This window comes from Pseudomonas sp. S34, assembly GCF_009866745.1.
In the GTDB taxonomy this organism is placed as follows: domain Bacteria; phylum Pseudomonadota; class Gammaproteobacteria; order Pseudomonadales; family Pseudomonadaceae; genus Aquipseudomonas; species Aquipseudomonas jessenii.
On sequence record NZ_CP019398.1, the window covers coordinates 4,313,368 to 4,332,330 of the forward strand.

Annotated in this window: 16 protein-coding genes; 8 read left to right on the forward strand and 8 right to left on the reverse strand. The window is 61.2% G+C overall.

What is annotated here, in order from left to right:
- Positions 1–45: 45 nt before the first annotated feature.
- Positions 46–2,115, forward strand: coding sequence for a phenylacetic acid degradation bifunctional protein PaaZ (gene paaZ, locus PspS34_RS19230; RefSeq protein WP_057713974.1), 2,070 nt, complete (start codon positions 46–48; stop codon positions 2,113–2,115).
- Between the two features lie 650 nt (positions 2,116–2,765).
- Positions 2,766–3,080 (forward strand): hypothetical protein, encoded by a 315-nt coding sequence (locus tag PspS34_RS19235; RefSeq protein ID WP_154861456.1) that lies wholly within the window; start codon positions 2,766–2,768, stop codon positions 3,078–3,080.
- Between the two features lie 134 nt (positions 3,081–3,214).
- Here PspS34_RS19235 and PspS34_RS19240 read toward each other — a convergent pair whose 3' ends face one another.
- The 3 genes from PspS34_RS19240 to PspS34_RS19250 are packed head-to-tail and all read right to left on the reverse strand — an operon-like array spanning position 3,215 to position 6,684.
- Positions 3,215–4,123: a helix-turn-helix transcriptional regulator gene (locus PspS34_RS19240; RefSeq protein ID WP_154861457.1), complete on the reverse strand. Its 909-nt coding sequence runs from the start codon at positions 4,121–4,123 to the stop codon at positions 3,215–3,217.
- A complete protein-coding gene (locus tag PspS34_RS19245; protein WP_154861458.1) occupies positions 4,120–5,538 on the reverse strand; it encodes an aminotransferase in 1,419 nt (472 codons plus the stop codon). The genes PspS34_RS19240 and PspS34_RS19245 overlap by 4 nt, the downstream gene beginning before the upstream one ends.
- 39 nt (positions 5,539–5,577) lie before the next feature.
- Positions 5,578–6,684 (reverse strand): polyamine ABC transporter substrate-binding protein, encoded by a 1,107-nt coding sequence (locus tag PspS34_RS19250; protein ID WP_057713969.1) that lies wholly within the window; start codon positions 6,682–6,684, stop codon positions 5,578–5,580.
- 218 nt (positions 6,685–6,902) lie between these two features.
- On the opposite strand from PspS34_RS19250, the gene PspS34_RS19255 reads away from it, so the two are divergent.
- The 4 genes from PspS34_RS19255 (at position 6,903) to PspS34_RS19270 (ending at position 12,166) form a co-directional block, all read left to right on the forward strand.
- Positions 6,903–7,685, forward strand: coding sequence for an enoyl-CoA hydratase-related protein (locus PspS34_RS19255; protein WP_150814183.1), 783 nt, complete (start codon positions 6,903–6,905; stop codon positions 7,683–7,685).
- On the forward strand, positions 7,682–8,863 hold the full coding sequence (locus PspS34_RS19260; RefSeq protein WP_057713967.1) for an acetyl-CoA C-acyltransferase family protein: 1,182 nt from the start codon (positions 7,682–7,684) through the stop codon (positions 8,861–8,863). The genes PspS34_RS19255 and PspS34_RS19260 overlap by 4 nt, the downstream gene beginning before the upstream one ends.
- Before the next feature lie 592 nt (positions 8,864–9,455).
- Positions 9,456–10,577, forward strand: a complete 1,122-nt coding sequence (locus PspS34_RS19265) for an HlyD family secretion protein (RefSeq protein WP_154861461.1) — start codon at positions 9,456–9,458, stop codon at positions 10,575–10,577.
- Positions 10,574–12,166 (forward strand): DHA2 family efflux MFS transporter permease subunit, encoded by a 1,593-nt coding sequence (locus tag PspS34_RS19270; protein ID WP_057713965.1) that lies wholly within the window; start codon positions 10,574–10,576, stop codon positions 12,164–12,166. The genes PspS34_RS19265 and PspS34_RS19270 overlap by 4 nt, the downstream gene beginning before the upstream one ends.
- 12 nt (positions 12,167–12,178) lie before the next feature.
- On the opposite strand, the gene PspS34_RS19275 is transcribed toward PspS34_RS19270, so the two are convergent.
- The 5 genes from PspS34_RS19275 to PspS34_RS19295 all read right to left on the reverse strand — a co-directional run bounded on the left by PspS34_RS19275 (position 12,179) and on the right by PspS34_RS19295 (position 16,875).
- Positions 12,179–12,619 (reverse strand): carboxymuconolactone decarboxylase family protein, encoded by a 441-nt coding sequence (locus PspS34_RS19275; RefSeq protein ID WP_154861462.1) that lies wholly within the window; start codon positions 12,617–12,619, stop codon positions 12,179–12,181.
- A gap of 264 nt (positions 12,620–12,883) precedes the next feature.
- Entirely contained in the window at positions 12,884–14,326 is a 1,443-nt protein-coding gene (locus tag PspS34_RS19280) for a mechanosensitive ion channel domain-containing protein (RefSeq protein WP_154861463.1), read from the reverse strand.
- Between the two features lie 222 nt (positions 14,327–14,548).
- A complete protein-coding gene (gene ycaC, locus PspS34_RS19285) occupies positions 14,549–15,175 on the reverse strand; it encodes an isochorismate family cysteine hydrolase YcaC (protein ID WP_057713962.1) in 627 nt (208 codons plus the stop codon).
- Positions 15,176–15,231: 56 nt separating this feature from the next.
- A complete protein-coding gene (locus tag PspS34_RS19290) occupies positions 15,232–15,915 on the reverse strand; it encodes an isochorismatase family protein (protein WP_008049795.1) in 684 nt (227 codons plus the stop codon).
- Positions 15,916–16,008: 93 nt separating this feature from the next.
- The gene (locus PspS34_RS19295; RefSeq protein ID WP_150814189.1) at positions 16,009–16,875 is read right to left on the reverse strand and encodes a pirin family protein; all 867 of its coding nucleotides are present in this window, start codon (positions 16,873–16,875) and stop codon (positions 16,009–16,011) included.
- A 104-nt stretch (positions 16,876–16,979) separates the two neighbouring features.
- On the opposite strand from PspS34_RS19295, the gene PspS34_RS19300 reads away from it, so the two are divergent.
- Both PspS34_RS19300 and dkgB read left to right on the forward strand, forming a co-directional pair.
- A complete protein-coding gene (locus tag PspS34_RS19300; protein WP_159390278.1) occupies positions 16,980–17,888 on the forward strand; it encodes a LysR family transcriptional regulator in 909 nt (302 codons plus the stop codon).
- Between the two features lie 269 nt (positions 17,889–18,157).
- The gene (gene dkgB / locus PspS34_RS19305; protein WP_154861464.1) at positions 18,158–18,961 is read left to right on the forward strand and encodes a 2,5-didehydrogluconate reductase DkgB; all 804 of its coding nucleotides are present in this window, start codon (positions 18,158–18,160) and stop codon (positions 18,959–18,961) included.
- Positions 18,962–18,963: the final 2 nt, after the last annotated feature.

Genomic DNA, 18,963 nt, shown 5'->3' on the forward strand with positions numbered 1-18,963 from the left:
CGGCCGCCACCGCGCCACAACCCTTCATAACCAGGAGCAATCGTGATGTCCTCTTCACCTGCACTGCATGCCCCCACCCTGCAAAGCTTCATCGCCGGTCGCTGGATCGGCCAACACGGCGCGCAGGTCCTGCGCAGCGCCATCGACGGCCATGAAATCGCCCGCACCCACGAAGAGCGTCCGGACTTCGCCGAAGCCATCGAGCACGGCCGTCGCCAGGGCATCAGCGGCTTGATGGCGCTGGACTTCCAGCAGCGCGCCCAGCGTCTCAAGGCCCTGGCCCTGTACCTGAGCGAGCGCAAGGAACAGCTCTACGCGATTTCCCACCACAGCGGCGCGACCCGCGCCGACAGCTGGATCGACATCGAAGGCGGCAACAGCACACTGTTCACCTACGCCAGCCTCGGCTCCCGCGAGCTGCCGTCGGGCAACATCGTCCACGAAGGCCCGGCCATGCAGCTGAGCAAAATGGGCACCTTCGCCGGTACGCACATTCTGGTGCCTCGCGGCGGCCTGGCGGTGCACATCAACGCCTTCAACTTTCCGATCTGGGGCATGCTGGAAAAATTCGCCCCGAGCTTCCTCGCCGGCATGCCGTGCATCGTCAAGCCGGCCAGCGCCACCAGCTACCTGACCGAAGCCGTGGTGCGCCTGATGGACGAGTCCGGCCTGCTGCCGGCGGGCAGCCTGCAACTGATCATCGGCAGCACCGGCGACCTGCTCGACCGCCTGCAAGGCCAGGACGTGGTGACCTTCACCGGTTCCGCCGACACTGCGGCCAAGCTGCGGGTCAACCCGAACCTGATCCGCAATTCGGTGCCGTTCAATGCCGAAGCCGACTCCCTGAACTGCGCGATCCTCGCCCCGGACGTAACCCCGGACGACGAAGAGTTCGAGCTGTTCATCAAGGAAGTCGCCCGGGAAATGACCACCAAGGCCGGACAGAAATGCACCGCCATCCGCCGCGCCATCGTCCCGGCCAAGCACATTGATGCCGTGGCTACCCGCCTGCGTGATCGCCTGGCCAAAGTGGTGGTCGGCGACCCGTCGGTGGAAGGCGTACGCATGGGCGCACTGGCGTCTCACGATCAGCAGAAAGACGTGGCTGAGCGTCTGGAAAGCCTGTTGCAGAGCAGCGATATGCTGTTTGGTGCCCGCGACGGTTTCGAACCCCGTGGTGAAAACGTCGACAAAGGCGCGTTCTTTGCCCCGACCCTGTTGCAGGCCCGTGACCCCCATGCCGAGGGCGGCGCCCACGATATCGAAGCGTTCGGTCCGGTCAGCACGCTGATGGCCTACGACGATCTCGACGAAGCATTGGCCCTGGCCGCGCGCGGCAAAGGCAGTCTTGTCGCCAGCCTGGTGACCAAGGATCCGCAAATCGCCGCCAAGGCCATCCCGGTCGCGGCTGCCTGGCACGGCCGCTTGCTGGTACTGGATCGCCACTCTGCCGGCGAATCCACCGGTCACGGCTCGCCGCTGCCACAACTCAAGCACGGCGGCCCGGGGCGTGCCGGTGGCGGTGAAGAACTCGGCGGCCTGCGCGCGGTGAAACACTACCTGCAACGCGCAGCGGTACAAGGTTCGCCGACCATGCTGGCGGCGGTCACCGGCGAGTACGTGCGCGGGGCCAAGGTCATCGAAACCGACGTGCATCCGTTCCGTCGCCATTTCCAGGACCTGCAGATCGGCGAGTCGCTGCTGACCCACCGCCGCACCGTCACCGAAGCAGATCTGGTGAACTTCGGCTGCCTGTCGGGCGACCACTTCTACATGCACTTCGACGAGATCGCGGCCAAGGAATCGCAATTCGGCAAGCGCATCGCCCACGGTTACTTCGTGCTGTCGGCGGCGGCCGGGCTTTTCGTGTCCCCCGCTCCGGGTCCGGTACTGGCCAACTATGGCCTGGACACCTTGCGCTTCATCAACCCGGTAGGCATCGGCGACACCATCCAGGCGCGCCTGACCTGCAAACGCAAGATCGACCAGGGCAAGAAGAGCCCGCAGGGCATCCCGCAAGGGGTGGTGGCGTGGGATGTGGAAGTGACCAACCAGTTGGGTGAACTGGTGGCCAGTTATGACATTCTGACCCTGGTGGTCAAACGCGAAGATTGATCTGGGTTCCTGGTTGACCACTAATCTCGTGGTCAACCTCAATCTACTGTGGGAGCGGGCTTGCTCGCGAAAGCGGTGTGTCAGTCAATAATGATGTCGACTGACACACCGCTTTCGCGAGCAAGCCCGCTCCCACAGTTCGTTCTCTGTCGAACTTCAATTTTGTGCTCACAGGCTCCCTCAGGGTTGAGGTGATCCAGGCGTCAATTGGCGTAGGACATTTCTGTTTTTCCTAGACTTCGGACATGCCCGTTGTCCCTCATCCACAATCCACCGTCCCCGTTTTGCAGATATTCATTGCGCAGGTCCTAGGACATTTCCGGGCAAGGTCTTCGGAGATTTCCTTCGAATTGCGGCGATCCGCATGAACTGGTTTGAAAGGTGCTCAATCGATAGTCTTTGGTGGTCACTGAATTTCAGTGGCGGGGTGTAGGAACCTCCAGTTTCCCTAGTACCACGTTGGCGCCAGTTACCTGGTTTGCGGCCGTTGAAATGCGTCCGTAAGATCAGCTGCGGCGGCTATGTACGGGCACGCTTCGGCGTGGTCGAGGTGCTAGGGACTCGATATTCCTACCCCGTACATGGCTGCCACCCTAGCCCGTAGGAAGGCTTTCGGTAGCTTCGATTTTCCTTTCCTAGAGTTAGAAACCATGAAAACCATTCATCCTGATCCACCCTACGAAAAACCAACCCCTCACCCCGACAACCGCTTCATGGCACTCACCAGCAATTGCAGTGAAATGCCCACCCTCTTCGTCGACACCCACGCACCGCTCGACGCCCTGATGGACGCCGCCAACTACCGAATCCGCGCCGTCACCCAAGTGCTGGAAAACCTGTCCATGCGCGGCTCGATCGAGTGCGAATCCTTCATCCTCAGCGACTTTTCATTGCTCTGCGCCATCCCGTTACGCGATGGCTGTGATGTGCTGGATGTGGTCGGGCGACGGTTGCGGGCACGCTGACCAACCCTGTAGGAGCGAGCCTGCTCGCGATGGAGGTCAACGATAACGCGGGCGGTCTGACAGAACGCGTCGTCTGGACGTTCTTCGCGAGCAGGCTCGCTCCTACAGGGGTATCGGTAGGCCAAAAATTCTGGTTAGTGCCTGCGCAACCACTCGATAAACAGCGCAAACAACTCCGACTGCGAACCCACCTCCAGTTTCAGGTACAGGTTCTTGCGGTGCATGCGCACGGTTTCCGGTGAGATGTTCATCTGGCTGGCCGTGGATTTCACCGAATGCCCGCGCAACACCATATGCGCCACTTGCCGCTCTCGTTCAGTGAGCAAGTCGCTGCCGAAATGCTCGAACGCCGACTGCACCCGGTGCTTGAGATCATCGCGCATGCCCTGGTCTTTATCGCACTGGATCTCGCGACTGCGCAGCATGCCCCGTTGACTGAATTCGCTGATGAATTCACGCACCAGCGGTTCCACGGCGCGCAGCAGATTCAGCTGTTCGGCGCTCAGGCATTCACCGCCGAAACCCTGATAGAGGCTGACGGAAATCTTCGTGTCATTGCCGATATCGACAATGTAGTAGCTGTCTTCCGAGCAGCCCGCCTTCAGGTAATAGGATTTGTAGTAGTCACTGTCGAAGAAGTTGTCCGGGGCAATTTCCTCCAGGTGATAGAACCCTTGCGCCAACCCCTGCTCCACCGCCAGGCAGAACGGGTCGAGCAAATAGCCCCCGGTAAAATAGCGCTCCAGAATCGAGACCTGATACTCCTGCGCAATCCCGCGCTGATGCAGCAACTGGGGCGCGCGGTCCTTACGCTCCAGGCTGATCATCATCGACTCGACGGACACCAGTTGCGCCAACGCCGACGCCAGGTGTTGCAAGGCGTCAGGCTCATCGATATGGGCGAATGCCTCGCGCATTCCCCCATGCCATTTGTGCAATGCCCCGAAGGGCACCGCGATCAGCGTATCGTCGTCTGGTTTGCTCATGCCCCGCAGTCTAGCGGCTGGACACGCCCTTGGTAACAGCCTGACTGACGAAATCATTGGCCCGCGTACTGTCCGCTCGCTTCGAGCTCGGCGGCCACTTCCAGAATGCATGTGCGCAAGGTCTCGACGATTTCATCGACCTGGGCAGACGTCAGGATCAACGGTGGCGACATGACATTGAGGTGCATGATCGGCCGCACCAGCAAGCCCCGGGCCTGGGCCCGCACGTGGATTTTTTCGCCGATGTTGATCTCGTCGGGGAACAGCGCCTTGGTACGTTTGTCGGCGACGAACTCCACGCAGGCCATGAGTTTCTGGCAGCGCACATCCCCCACCAGCGGCAAGTCCCGCAAGGTGGCCAGGCGCTCCTCCAGATAAGCCCCCACCGTGTCGACATGGGCCAGCAGGTTTTCCCGCTCGATGATTTCGATGTTCTTCAGCGCCGCCGTGCAGCACACCGGATGCCCGCTGTAGGTGAAGCCGTGGGTGAAGCAGCGGCCCTTGCCCGGCTCGGCGATGACTTTCCAGATACGCTCGGAAAAGATGCACGCCCCCAGGGGCAGGTAGGCCGAGGTCAGGCCCTTGGCGGTGGTGATGATGTCGGGCTGCACGTCGAACACCTCATAAGAGGCAAAGAACTTGCCCAGGCGACCGAACGAAGTGACCACCTCGTCGGCGACGAACAGGATGTCGTAGCGCTGGCAGACGTCCCACATGCGTTTGAGATAGCCCCGGGGCGGAATGATCACCCCGCCGGAGCCCATGATCGGCTCGGCGAAAAAACCGGCAACCTTGTCCGCGCCAATCGAGAGGATCTTGTCTTCGAATTCCTTGACCAGGAACTCGAGGAACTGCGCCTCGTCCATGCCATCGGGCGCGCGGTACGGATTCGGGTTGGAGACGTGGTGGATCAGCGGGTTGGCGTAGTCGAACTCCGGCACCCGGTCGGCGGCCTTGTTGCCGATCGACATGGTCAGGGTGGTGGAGCCGTGATAGGCGTTGAACCGCGCGATGATGTGCTTCTTCTCGGGTTTTCCTCGGCAGTTCTGGTAGTACTGGATCAGCCGGTACGCAGTGTCCACGGCGGTGGAGCCACCGGTGGTCAGGAACACATGGTCGAGGTCGCCGGGGGCCAGGCTGGCGAGTTTTTCGCACAGATCGATGGCGACGTTGTTCGACATGTCGGAAAACGGGTTCGAATAGGCCAGCTGACGCACCTGGTCGGCGATGGCCTCGGCCATTTCCTCGCGACCCAGGCCAATGTTGGTGCACCACATGCCGCCCACCGCATCGAGAAAGCGGTTGCCCTGGGTGTCGTAGATGTAGGCGCCGTTGCCTGCGACGATGTTCAGCGAACCCTGTTCGGCGTGTTCGTCGAACACGTGATAGCCGTGCATATGGTGAGCCTTGTCGGCCTTGACCAGCCGGGACTCGTCCGCTGGGGAAAAAACGGTGCGTGTTGGCGTCGCCATAAATAAACCTCTAACCGAATTGACTAACGTTCGAACAAATCAAATGCCGCTTTTTACGGTGCTCCAGACCCGGGTAATCGCCCGCATGTCCTTGGCGTTCTGGGTCTTCTGCGGAAACAGCCGCTCGCGAGTTTGCGCGTCGGGGTAAATCGCCGGGTTGTTGCGCACATCGGCGCTCAACAACGGCGTGGCCGCGGCGTTGCTGTTGGCGTAATTGATGAAGTCGCTCACGTCCGCCATCACCTGCGGCTGCATCAGGTACTCGAGAAACTTGTGGGCATTGGCGACGTGGGGGGCGTCGGCCGGGATGTACAGGTTGTCGAACCAGATCAGCGATCCTTCCTTGGGGATGAAGTACGCCAGGTCGATCTTCTTCTTGGCTTCTGCGGCGCGGGCCATGGCGGTGGCGTAGTCGCCGGACCAGGTCATGGCCATGCACACATCGCCATTGGGCAGGCTGGTCAGGTAATTGACCGAGTCGAACTTGCGGATGTACGGCCGCACGGACAACAGCAAGTCCTGGGCGGCTTTCAGATCTTCCGGTGCGGCGCTTCTCGGATCACGACCCAGGTACTTCAGGGCCATGGGAATGACTTCGGTCGGGGCATCGAGCAGGGTCACGCCGCAGTCGGCGAAGCGCGAGACGATCTTCGGATCGAAGATCATCGCCAGCGAACCGATCGGTGCGTCCGGCATGCGTTCCTTGATCTTGTCGACGTTGTAGGTGACGCCGTTGCTACCCCAGGTATAAGGCGCCGAGTACGTGGTGCCCGGATCGTACCCTTGCAGATCCTCCAGGACTTTCGGGTCCAGGTTGGTCCAGCCCGGCAGCAGTTTCTTGTCCAGCGGCTGGAACACCTTGGCCTTGATCAGCGGTGGCGCCAGGGACGCGTTCAACACGATCAGGTCATAACCGGAGTGGCCGGTGAGCAATTTGGCCTGCACCGTTTCGTAGGCATCGAAGGTGTCGTAGATGACCTTGATGCCGGTGGCCTTTTCGAAGTCGGCCACGGTTTTTTCACCGATGTAATCCGCCCAGTTGTACAACCGCAGCGTATGGCTGTCGTCCACTTGAGCGGCGTAGGCATTCAATGTCAGCGGTACAACAAACAGACTGGAAATCACCTTAAGCAGCGTCTTGCCCATAGCAAATGCACCTTATAGCGAGTTCGGCTCTGGATGAGCGGATGCCCCCACTATTGGTGGATTCGCCGGGCGCGGCCATACCCCGAATGGGTGTGTGTCGCTTTTTGGGCACACCGGCATGGCAAAAAGCGGCAGTGCAGTTGACCCGTTTTGCCATAGATCCGGGGTTTGTCCGGCGCTTAAAGTGGCAGCCCTGAACCGACCCTGCAGAGCCTGCGATGACCGACCTGATCAAACACGAGCAACGCGACGGCGTGTTGACGCTGACCATCGACCGCCCGGACAAGCTCAATGCGCTGAACAACGCCATGTACACGCAACTGGCCGAGCTGTTGCTGGCCGCCGACGAAGACCCGCAGACCGGCGTGATCATCATCACCGGTGGCCCGGCGTGCTTTACCAGCGGCAATGACCTGGTGGATTTCCTCCAGCACCCGCCGACTCATCTGGACGCCCCGGCGTTCCACCTGATGAAGGTCGTCACGCGCCTGCAAAAACCGCTGATCGCGGCAGTCTGCGGTGCGGCCATCGGTATTGGCACCACATTGCTGCTGCATTGCGATCAAGTACTGGTCACCCGCAACGCCAAGCTGCGCATGCCGTTCGTCAACATCGGCCTGTGCCCCGAATTTGGCGCCAGCCTGTTGCTGCCACGCCGGCTCGGCCATGCCCGTGCCGCGAGCCTGCTCCTGTTGGGCAATGGCCTGGACGGCAACGAAGCGGTGGCCTGGGGCCTGGCCAACGAAGCCTTCGATGACGGCGAACAATGCCTGGCGGCGGCGAAAAAAATCGCCCAGCGCTTTCTGGCCATGCCCCAGCAAGCCTTGCGCCAGTCCCGGCTGCTGATGAAACAAGCTTGCCTGGCCGAACTGGAAGCCACCCTGCGCGAAGAAAACACGCTGTTCATTCAGCGCCTGAATACCGACGAGGCGAAAACCGCCTTGAACGCCCTGCTCAATCGCAGTACAGATAAGAATCCACCGAAAGGAAACCAGCCATGAACACTCCAGAAATCTACGTCGTCAGCGCCGCCCGTACCGCCATCGGTACGTTCGGTGGCTCGCTCAAGGACGTGCCGTTGGCCGACCTCGCGACCACGGCCGTGAAAGCCGCCCTGGAGCGAGCCGCCGTGGACCCGGCGCTCGTTGGCCATCTGGTGATGGGCAACGTGATCCCGACCGAAACCCGCGATGCCTACATCTCCCGCGTCGCGGCGATGAACGCCGGCATTCCGAAGGAAACCCCGGCCTACAACGTCAACCGCCTCTGCGGTTCGGGCCTGCAAGCGATCATCAACGCCGCCCAGACCCTGATGCTCGGCGATGCCGACATCGTCGTCGGCGCCGGTGCCGAGTCCATGAGCCGTGGCCCGTACCTGATGCCGGCCGCCCGTTGGGGTTCGCGCATGGGCAACGCCCAGGTCATCGACTACATGCTCGGCATCCTGCATGACCCCTTCCATGGCATCCACATGGGCATCACCGCCGAGAACGTCGCCGCGCGCAACGGCATCACCCGCGAAATGCAGGACGCCCTGGCTTTCGAAGACCAGCAACGCGCGGCCCACGCGATTGCCAACGGCTACTTCAGCGAGCAGATCGCGACCGTGGAGATCCAGGATCGCAAAGGCGTCAAACTGTTCAGCGTCGACGAACATCCGCGCGCCACGTCCCTGGAACAGCTGGCAGCAATGAAGCCGGCGTTCAAGAAGGACGGTTCGGTCACCGCCGGCAACGCCTCGGGCCTGAACGACGGCGCCGCCGCACTGGTCATGGCCAGCGGCAACGCGGTCCAGGCCAATAACCTGAAACCCCTCGCCCGCCTGGTCAGCTACGCCCACGCCGGCGTTGAACCAGAATTCATGGGCCTGGGCCCGATCCCGGCCACCCGCCTGGCGCTCAAGCGCGCCGGCCTGACCGTCGCCGACCTGGACGTGATCGAAGCCAACATCGCCTTCGCGGCCCAGGCCTGCGCCGTCAGCCAGGAACTGGACCTCGACCCGGCCAAGGTCAACCCGAACGGTTCGGGTATCGCGCTGGGCCACCCGGTGGGCGCGACCGGCGCAATCATCGCCACCAAGGCCATCCACGAACTGCACCGCACCGGCGGCCGTTACGCGCTGGTGACCATGTGCATCGGTGGTGGTCAGGGGATTGCGGCGATTTTTGAGCGGGTTTGATAGCTGCACATTTGGAGTGGGTGCATATCCATTTCTGCTGTAACGGCGGCTGACGGTTCCGCTTTTACAGCGGGTTACTTGGAAGAGCCCCAAGTAACCAAGGGCTCTTGCCCCTGACGTTCGGTGCCTCGCCCAGGCTCGGCATTCCCTCGCTCCGGTCCTGCTCCGTGGGCCCGCCGCGATCGGCCATCCATGGCCGTACGCGGCTAACCCGGCATCCATGCCGGGTTGCCCACTGCGCAGAACCTCCACTCGGCCTCTCGAGGGGGCAAGAAGATCAAAAGCCAAAGCAAAAGCAAAAGCCAGGCGGCCTTCGGGCCGACCTGGCTTTTGCTGGTACCCCGATTCCCTGTAGGAGCGAGCCTGCTCGCGATGGACGTCAACGATGACGCGGGGTGTCTGGATGAGCGCGTTGTCTGGGCATTTTTCGCGAGCAGGCTCGCTCCTACAATGTTTCTCCAGCGCTCACAAAATCTCTTCCTCTTTGAACAAACCACCTGACGACCGGCAGCAAAAACCATTTGTCACAAAATATTACATTCGTCATATTATGATCATCATAATTAACCGCCGCCCCCACAGGTAATCCTCCATGACCAGCATGCCCACCGTTGAACCCGACCTGGCTGCCCCGGTGACTGTCGCCAAACCTCCCCTGCTCAAACGCCTGCTGTTGCCAACACTGGGCATCGCGGCACTGGTGCTGGCCGGTGTGTATGGCACGCATTGGTGGACTGCCGGACGTTTCATCGAGGAAACCGACGACGCCTACATCGGCGGCGATGTAACGGTGATCGGGCCGAAAGTGGCGGGCTACATCGATGAAGTGCTGGTGACCGACAACCAGAAGGTCAAGGCCGGCGACGTGCTGATCCGTCTCGATTCCCGCGACTACCGCGCCCACCTGGCCAAGGCCGAAGGCGCAGTGGCCGCCCAGCAGGCCCTGCTTGCCAACCTCGACGCCACCGAGCAACTGCAACAGGCCGTCATCGGCCAGGCCCGTGCCGGCATCGACGCCGCCGGTGCCGAAGCCGTCCGTTCGCGGGATGACGATGCCCGCTACAAAAAACTGGTGATCACCAACGCCGTCTCGGTTGAAAGTGCCCAGCGGGCCAATACCACGTTCAAGACGGCCCAGGCCCAAAGCAACCGCGCCCAGGCTGAATTGCTGGCCGCGCAACGCCAGTTGAATGTGATCGACACCCAGAAACAACAAGCCCGGGCCGCCTTGATCCAGGCCAAGGCTGAGCGCGACCTGGCGCAATTGAATGTCGGCTACACCGAACTGAAGGCACCGGTTGACGGTGTGATCGGCAATCGCCGGGCACGGGTCGGCGCCTATGCCCAGGCCGGCTCGCAATTGCTCTCGGTGGTGCCGACCAGCGGTCTGTGGGTCGATGCCAACTTCAAGGAAGACCAACTGGCGCACATGGTGCCGGGGCAACGGGTGGTGATCCGTGCCGACGTGCTGTCGGGGCAGGAATTCCACGGTCACCTGGACAGCCTCGCCCCCGCCAGCGGTTCGCAATTCAGTGTGTTGCCACCGGAAAACGCCACCGGCAACTTCACCAAGATCGTGCAGCGGGTGCCGGTGCGGATTCACCTCGACCCGGCCGACAGTGTGCTCGGCCACTTGCGTCCGGGGTTGTCGGTCACCGCTGAAGTGGACACGCGCAAGGCGCCTCAAGCGCCAGCCGTGGCCAGCGCGCCATGAGCCGTGCCCTCGCCGCCCCGGCGCAACCGTTCAATGCCGCGAACATGGCGACGGCGACCAAGGTTTTCGCCTTCGCCAGCATGTGCATCGGCATGTTCATTGCCCTGCTGGACATCCAGATTGTCTCGGCTTCGTTGCGTGACATCGGCGGCGGGCTTTCCGCCGGCACCGACGAAACCGCGTGGGTACAAACCAGCTACCTGATCGCCGAAATCATCGTGATCCCGCTGTCCGGTTGGCTGTCCCGGGTGTTCTCGACGCGCTGGCTGTTTTGCGCATCGGCGGTGGGTTTCACCCTGGCCAGCCTGCTGTGCGGCATAGCCTGGAACATCCAGAGCATGATCGCCTTCCGCGCCCTGCAAGGGTTTCTGGGCGGTTCGATGATCCCGCTGGTGTTCACCACGGCCTTCGTGTTCTTCACCGGCAAACAACGGGTGATCGCCGCCGCGACCATCGGCGCAGTGGCGTCCCTGGCACCGACCCTGGGGCCGGTGATCGGTGGCTGGATCACCGACATATCGTCCTGGCACTGGCTGTTCTACATCAACCTGGTCCCCGGCATCTTCGTCGCCGTGGCCGTGCCGATGCTGGTAAAAATCGACCAGCCGGAACTGTCGCTGCTCAAAGGCGCGGATTACTTGAGCATGGTGTTTCTGGCGCTGTTCCTTGGCTGCCTGGAATACACCCTCGAAGAAGGCCCGCGCTGGAACTGGTTCAGCGACCGCACGATCCTGACCACCGCGTGGATCAGTGGCCTGGCCGGGCTGGCGTTCATCGGCCGGACCTTGCATGTAGCCAACCCGATTGTCGATCTGCGCGCCTTGAAGGACCGCAATTTCGCCCTCGGTTGTTTCTTCTCGTTCGTCACCGGCATCGGCCTGTTCGCCACCATTTACCTGACGCCGCTGTTCCTTGGTCGGGTGCGTGGCTACGGAGCGCTGGACATTGGTCTGGCGGTTTTCTCCACCGGAGTGTTCCAGATCATGGCGATTCCGCTGTATGCCTTTCTGGCCAATCGCGTCGACCTGCGCTGGATCATGATGTTCGGGCTTGGGCTGTTCGCCTTGTCGATGTGGGATTTCAGCCCGATCACCCATGACTGGGGTGCCAAGGAGTTGATGCTGCCGCAAGCCTTGCGCGGGATTGCCCAGCAATTGGCGGTGCCGCCGGCGGTGACCTTGACCCTCGGCGGCCTGGCGCCGGCACGGCTCAAGCATGCGTCGGGGTTGTTCAACCTGATGCGCAACCTGGGCGGGGCCATCGGCATCGCCGCGTGCGCGACCATCCTCAACGACCGCACCAACCTGCATTTCACCCGGTTGGCGGAGAACCTCAACAGCACCAACGAGGCGCTCAACCAATGGCTGTCCCAGGTCGGCAACAACTTCGCCGCCCTCGGCCAGAGCGGTGACGCCGGGGTCACCGCCAGCCTGCATCAACTATGGTTGCTGACCTACCGCGAAGCCCAGACGCAAACCTATGGCGACGCGTTCTTGATGATCATGGTCTGCTTCATTATCGCCACGGCGATGGTGCCTTTGATGCGCAAGGTACAACCACCGGCCGCGCCGAGTGCCGACGCTCATTGATGCTTGTTCGGGTCAGGCCTGAGGCATTTTGCGAAAACCTACGGCCAGACGGTTCCAGCTGTTGATGGTGCTGATGGCCACGGTCAGGTCGACCATTTCCTTGGGCGAGAACTGGGCGCTGACCATTTCGTAGTCTTCATCCGGAGCGTGGGTCAGGCTGAGCTGGGTCAGGGATTCAGTCCAGAGCAGCGCAGCGCGTTCGCGCTCGGTAAAGAACGGTGCTTCGCGCCAGGCTGTCACGGCGAACAGGCGGCGCGGGGTTTCACCGCCCTTGATCGCATCAGCAGTGTGCATATCGATGCAGAAGGCGCAGCCGTTGATTTGCGAGGCACGCAGTTTGACCAGTTCGATCAGGTTCTTTTCCAGCGGCAATTTTGAAACCGCTGTTTCCAAAGCGATCATCGCTTTGAGGGCGTCAGGGGATGCGGTGTAGAAATCGATACGAGGTTGCATGGGGTGCTCCAGGACAGGTGGGGGTGTGACTACGTTAGTCCCCCGATCGTTCTACACAAATAGCCAATCTTTCAGAAGTCGAGGAGGCCATTGGCGGTACCTTCCTGGTTGTTGGTGGAAACGCGGGGGTGATGGGTTTCACTCTTCACTTTTGGTGAGTTCGCTGCCGTCATCGCGAGCAAGCTCGCTCCCACATTTGATCGCATTCCCCTGTGGGAGCGAGCTTGCTCCGGGCGGCGATCCGACGATCCGCGCAGCGGCCATTCACACCCGATTGCGTAACCATCGCAGGAAGCCCTTTTTCTCCACCGCCACCGGTAGGTCCTGAGTCAGGGTTTTCGCTTTTTGCAGTCGATAATCGAGCAAGGCCTGCATTGCATCGTTGATATCGTGACGGGCATCCAGGCACGGCTTGAGGTATGACTTTTCGATGCGGTACAGGCCACTGAATGTCTTGGCGGTAAACTGCGCAGGCAGCGCACTGTCGGTGAGAATACCTGCTTCGCCGAACACCTCCCCCGGCCCCATGCGTCCGGATTCGTATGGCGCTCCGTGACGCATCAAGGTCACCGAGATCACGCCGGATTCGATAATGAACAAGTGATCGCTGACCTGCCCCGCTTCCAGGATCACCTCCCCGGCGCGAAAGGTTTGCAGGGTCATGTTCTGGCTGAAGGTGTCTTTCTCTTCCTGGCGCAAGGTGGAGAAAATCGGCGAGCTGTCGAGCAACGCGCGTTTGCGAGTCGAGTTGACCGGCGGACTGGGCTCCACGCTCGACAACAAACTGACCCCGGATGCCTGCAAGTGCCGATAGGCCAGATCGTACAGCTGGTTGCGCACTGAACGTTTCTCGTCCATCGACGCGACAAAGCCGCTGATTTCGTAGACCACTCCGGTGTTGCTGGCGGTTTTCAGGCCGACGCTTGGCGACGGTGTATCGAGCAACGCACGACAACCTTGAATGGCCCGCTCCAGGGCTTCGATCACCGTGTTCGGCCGCGCGTGGGGGCTCACTTCCAACGAAACGGAGATGCCGAACATATCGCTCGGCCGACTGAAATTGATGATCTTGGCCTTGGCTGCCAGGGAGTTGGGAATCACTGCCATGCAACCCTGGGAGGTCTGCAGGCGCGTGGCACGCCAGTCGATGTCGGTGACCCGGCCCTCCATGCCATCGATGGAGATGTAGTCATCGAGTTGATAGGGCTTGGTGGTGTTCAGGACGATCCCGGAAAACACGTCACTGAGGGTACTTTGCAAGGCCAGCCCGACGATGATCGCCAACGCACCGGACGTCGCCAGCACGCCCTTGACCGGCAGATCGAGCACATAGGCCAGGGCGGCAATGACCGCGATCAGGAAAATCACCGCACCGAGCAGATCCTGAAGCAATCGCCCGGTGTGCCCGACCCGTTGCATCATCACCGCGCCGATCAGCACGGTCAGGGTCCGCGCGCCGAACAACCACCAGCCGATCTGCAAGCCAGTGGCCGCCAGATGCAAGGGTACGTTGTCAGCCCAGGGCGGCGGCTCCATCGGGTTCAGGCCTTCGTTGAACAACAGCAGGCTGAACAACGAAAAAATCACCACCCGTACCAATAGCCGCCAGGCGCTGCCAAGTGCACTGAGCAAGTACCACAACCCAAGATCGATCAGGATCAGCGCCATCGCGCAAATCAGCGGGTGTTCGGTGAGCAATGACAGCATCAAGCAACTCCAGCCAGGGCCAATAACGCGAAGATCGCATGGATTGGCCTCAGTGTAGGAGCATTTGATTTGGCGGGATGAACACCCTCCCAAAAACACCACAAAACCAATGTGGGAGCGGGCTTGCTCGCGAAAGCGGTATAACAGTCAACACATAGGTTGAAAGTTAAGCAGCCTTCGCGAGCAAGCCCGCTCCCACAGGGGGGATGAGTGATGCCGAAGTTACTTGCTATTGGCCAGTGTGCTGTAGCTGGTCATCAGGTTGCGGTAATCCGGAATATGGTTGGAGAACAGGGTGCCCAACCCTTCGATGTCGTTGCGCCAGTCGCGGTGCAGTTCACAGGCCAGGCCGAACCAGGTCATCAGTTGCGCGCCCTGAGCGGTCATACGGTGCCACGCCGATTCGCGGGTCAGTTCGTTGAAGGTGCCGGACGCGTCGGTGACCACGAACACGTCAAAACCTTCGGCCAGCGCCGAAAGCGCCGGGAACGCCACGCACACCTCCGTCACCACACCGGCGATGATCAGTTGTTTCTTGCCCGTGGCCTTGATCGCCTTGACGAAATCTTCGTTGTCCCAGGCGTTGATCTGGCCCGGGCGAGCGATGTACGGCGCATCCGGAAAGAGTGCCTTGAGTTCGGGCACCAGCGGTCCGTTGGGACCGGTTTCGAAACTGGTGGTGAGGATGGTCGGCAGCTTGAAGTACTTGGCCAGGTCAGCCAGCGCCAGCACGTTGTTCTTGAATCGATCCGGATCGATGTCGCGCACCAGAGACAGCAGGCCCGCCTGATGATCAACCATCAAAACCGCGGCGTTGTCCTTGTCCAGACGCTTGTAGGAAGAAGTCATTGCAGTAGTCCTCGCATGTTATCGATGCCGATTGGAAATCGGCGTGGGGTAACCGGTTAGCGCTGGGAGTCCAGCGCTTCGTGTTCGTTCGCCACTTGCTGGGCCTTGAGGTAGCTCTCGATCAGCAACTGATAATGCGGCATGGCCTGGGCGTAGACAGCGGCCCACTGCTCGGCGTCCGGGCGGTTCCACGAGCCTTGCAGCTCAGAGAGCGTAGCCATGATGTCGATCGGCACCACCCCGGCCTGGGCCAGACGGGCAACGGTCAGATCAGTGGCCAGTTTCGAGTGGTTGCCGGAGGCGTCGACCACGGCAAACACCTTGTAGCCCTCATGCACGGCGGCGATGGACGGGAACGCCAGGCACACGCTGGTCAAGGTGCCGGCGATCACCAGGGTTTTCTTGCCGGTGGCTTTGACCGCCGCGTGAAACTCCGGGTTGTCCCAGGCGTTGATTTCACCTTTGCGCGCCACGTACTGCGCATGGGGCGCGGCCTCGTGGATTTCCGGGATCAACGGCCCGTTCGGCCCCTGGGGAACGGAAGCGGTGGTGATCACCGGCATCTTGAGCAGGGTCGCGGCCTTGGCCAGGGCAATGGCGTTGGCGCGCAATTGGGGCACGTCCATGTCCTTGACGATCTGGAACAGTCCGCTCTGGTGATCGATCAACAGCATTGCGCTGTCATTGGGGTCGATGGTCGGTTTCTGGCCGTTGAAGTTGGCCGCGTAGACAGTGTTCATGTGCGTTTCCTCTTTCTTTTGGGCAACAGCCATCCCTGGCCTGAAAACCGGCCTACTCATCCTGTGTAGAGTCGGGTGTAAAAGCGTTGCGAACTAAGCGTGCATCCGGCCGAAGCGACCGGACTGGAAGTCGGCGAAGGCCTGGTGGATTTCTTGCTCGGTGTTCATCACGAACGGCCCGTGACCGACGATCGGCTCGTCAATCGGCTCACCGCTGAGCAACAACACCACCGCGTCTTCGCTGGCTTCGAGGCTCACCTGATCGCCCTTGCGGTCGAACAGGGCCAGTTGCCCCTGGCGCACCGATTCCAGGCCGTTGACCTGAACCGTGCCACGCAGAACCACCAGCGCGGTATTGCGCCCTTCATGCAGGTCAAGGGTGAGCAACTTGCCAGCATTCAAACGAATGTCCCACACGTCGACTGGGGTGAAGGTGCGCGCCGGGCCCTTGTGGCCATCGAACTCTCCGGCGATCAGGCGCAGGCTGCCGGCGTTGTCCTTCAAGGGAATGGCCGGGATGTCACGGTCGAGAATCGTCTGGTAGCCGGGGTCGGCCATTTTGTCCCTGGCCGGCAGGTTGACCCACAGTTGCACCATCTCCAGGGTGCCGCCGCTCTTGGCGAAACCTTCGGAGTGAAACTCTTCATGCAGGATCCCCGAGGCAGCGGTCATCCATTGCACATCGCCAGGGCCGATCTTGCCGCCACTGCCGGTGGAGTCCCGGTGCTCCAGTTCGCCCTTGTAAACGATAGTCACGGTTTCGAAGCCACGATGAGGATGCTGACCAACGCCACGCCGTTCGGTGGTCGGGGTGAATTCAGCGGGGCCGGCGTGATCCAGCAACAGGAACGGGCTGATGTGCTTGCCCAGGTTGTCGTAGGAAAACAGCGTGCGAACCGGAAAACCGTCGCCAACCCAATGGGTTCGTGGACTGGTGTAGATACCGATGATGTTTTTCATGGTGTCTCCTGATGAGGTGAGTGAAGCCATGGACAAAGCTTAAAACCGTGACCTTTGCTGCGCTAGACTGCAAAAATCAGCTTTAGCGTTCTATCTGGAGAACGATGGTGGAAGACCTCAACACCCTCTACTACTTCACCCAAGTGGTGGAGCATCACGGTTTCGCCGCGTCCGGCCGGGCATTGGACATGCCCAAGTCCAAGCTCAGCCGACGCATTGCCGAGCTTGAAGAACGCCTCGGCGTGCGCCTGCTGCACCGCACCAGCCGGCATTGCTCATTGACGGAAATCGGCCAGGCCTATTACCAGCGCTGCCTGGCCATGCGGGTGGAGGCGGAAAGCGCCGCCGAACTGATCGAACGCAATCGCTCCGAGCCTCAGGGCCTGGTGCGTGTCAGTTGCCCGACGGCGCTGCTCAATTCCTGGGTCGGGCCGATGCTGACCCGCTACATGCTCAAGTATCCGCTGGTGGAGTTGTTCATCGAGAGCACCAACCGCCGGGTCGACTTGATCCATGAAGGCTTCGACATTGCCCTGCGGGTACGTTTCCCCCCACTGGAAAACACCGACATGGTGATGAAGGTGCTGGGCAACAGCACCCAGAGCGTGGTCGGCAGCCCGGCCTTTTTATCGCGCCTGTCGACACCGGCCTCCCCGGCCGACCTCAGCGGTTTGCCGAGCCTGCACTGGGGCGCGGCGCAGCGCGAATATCAGTGGGAACTGTTCGGGGCCGATGGCAGCACCGCGATGATCCGGCATGCACCGCGCATGGTCACCGATGACCTGTTGGCCTTGCGCCATGCGGCGGTCGCCGGGATCGGCATCGTGCACCTGCCCAGTGTGGTGGTGCGCGATGAAATCGCTGCCGGGCAACTGGTGGAACTGGTGCCGGGCTGGGCACCGAAAAGCGGTGTCATCCATGCGATCTTCCCCTCGCGTCGAGGCCTGCTGCCTTCGGTGCGCACGTTGATCGATTTTCTTGGGGAGGAGTTCAGCCGCAGTGATATTGCTTAAGGGCGGGGCAAGGCTTTGGACCGAGTCGCCGCCTTCGCGAGCAAGCCCGCTCCCACAGGGATTCACTGCGTCCACAGCATTTGTGTACGACCCGGATCATTGTGGGAGCGAGCTTGCTCGCGATGGCGCCAGACCAGACACCTTCAATACATCGGTCTGACCCGATTCTTGATTTCCGGTAAACATTGCTTTGCCAATCCAGCGGTTTTTCTCACGGATACAGGCGCCGATACTGCCGCCCATTCCCACTGCAACCTCTGGAGTCTTCAATGTCTATTCCCGCTTTCGGCCTGGGTACGTTTCGCCTGCAAGGCCAGGTGGTTATCGATTCGGTGAGCACCGCCCTGGCGCTCGGCTACCGAGTGATCGATACCGCACAAATCTACGAGAACGAAGCCGACGTCGGCGAGGCTATCGCCGCCAGCGGCATCGCCCGGGAAGAGTTGTTCATCACCAGCAAGATCTGGGTCGCCAACCTGGCCGGTGATCGTCTGATCGACAGCTTGAAGGAAAGCCTGCGCAAACTGCAGACCGACTACCTGGACCTGACCCTGATCCACTGGCCGTCGCCGGACGATCAGGTGCCGGTCGAAGAATTCATGGGCGCCCTGCTCGAAGCCAAACACATGGGCCTGACCCGGCAGATCGGCGTGTCCAACTTCACCATCGACCTGATGAAACAGGCGATCGCCGCCACGGGTGCCGAGCACATCGCCACCCACCAGATCGAACTGCACCCTTACCTGCAAAACCGCGAGGTCGTCGAGTTCGCACGCAGCCAGGGCATCGGCATCACCTCGTACATGACCCTGGCTTACGGTGAAGTCCTCAAGGATCCGCTCATCCAGCAGATCGCCGATCGTCTGCACGCGACACCGGCGCAGGTCACCCTGGCCTGGGCCATGCAATCGGGTTACGCCGTGATCCCGTCGTCCACTCGCCGGGCCAACCTTGAAAGCAACTTGAAGGCTCGCGAACTGACCTTGAGCGAAGCCGACATGGCGTTGATCGCAACGCTGGATCGCGGCCATCGCTTGACCAGCCCGAAAGGCATCGCACCGAACTGGGATTGAGC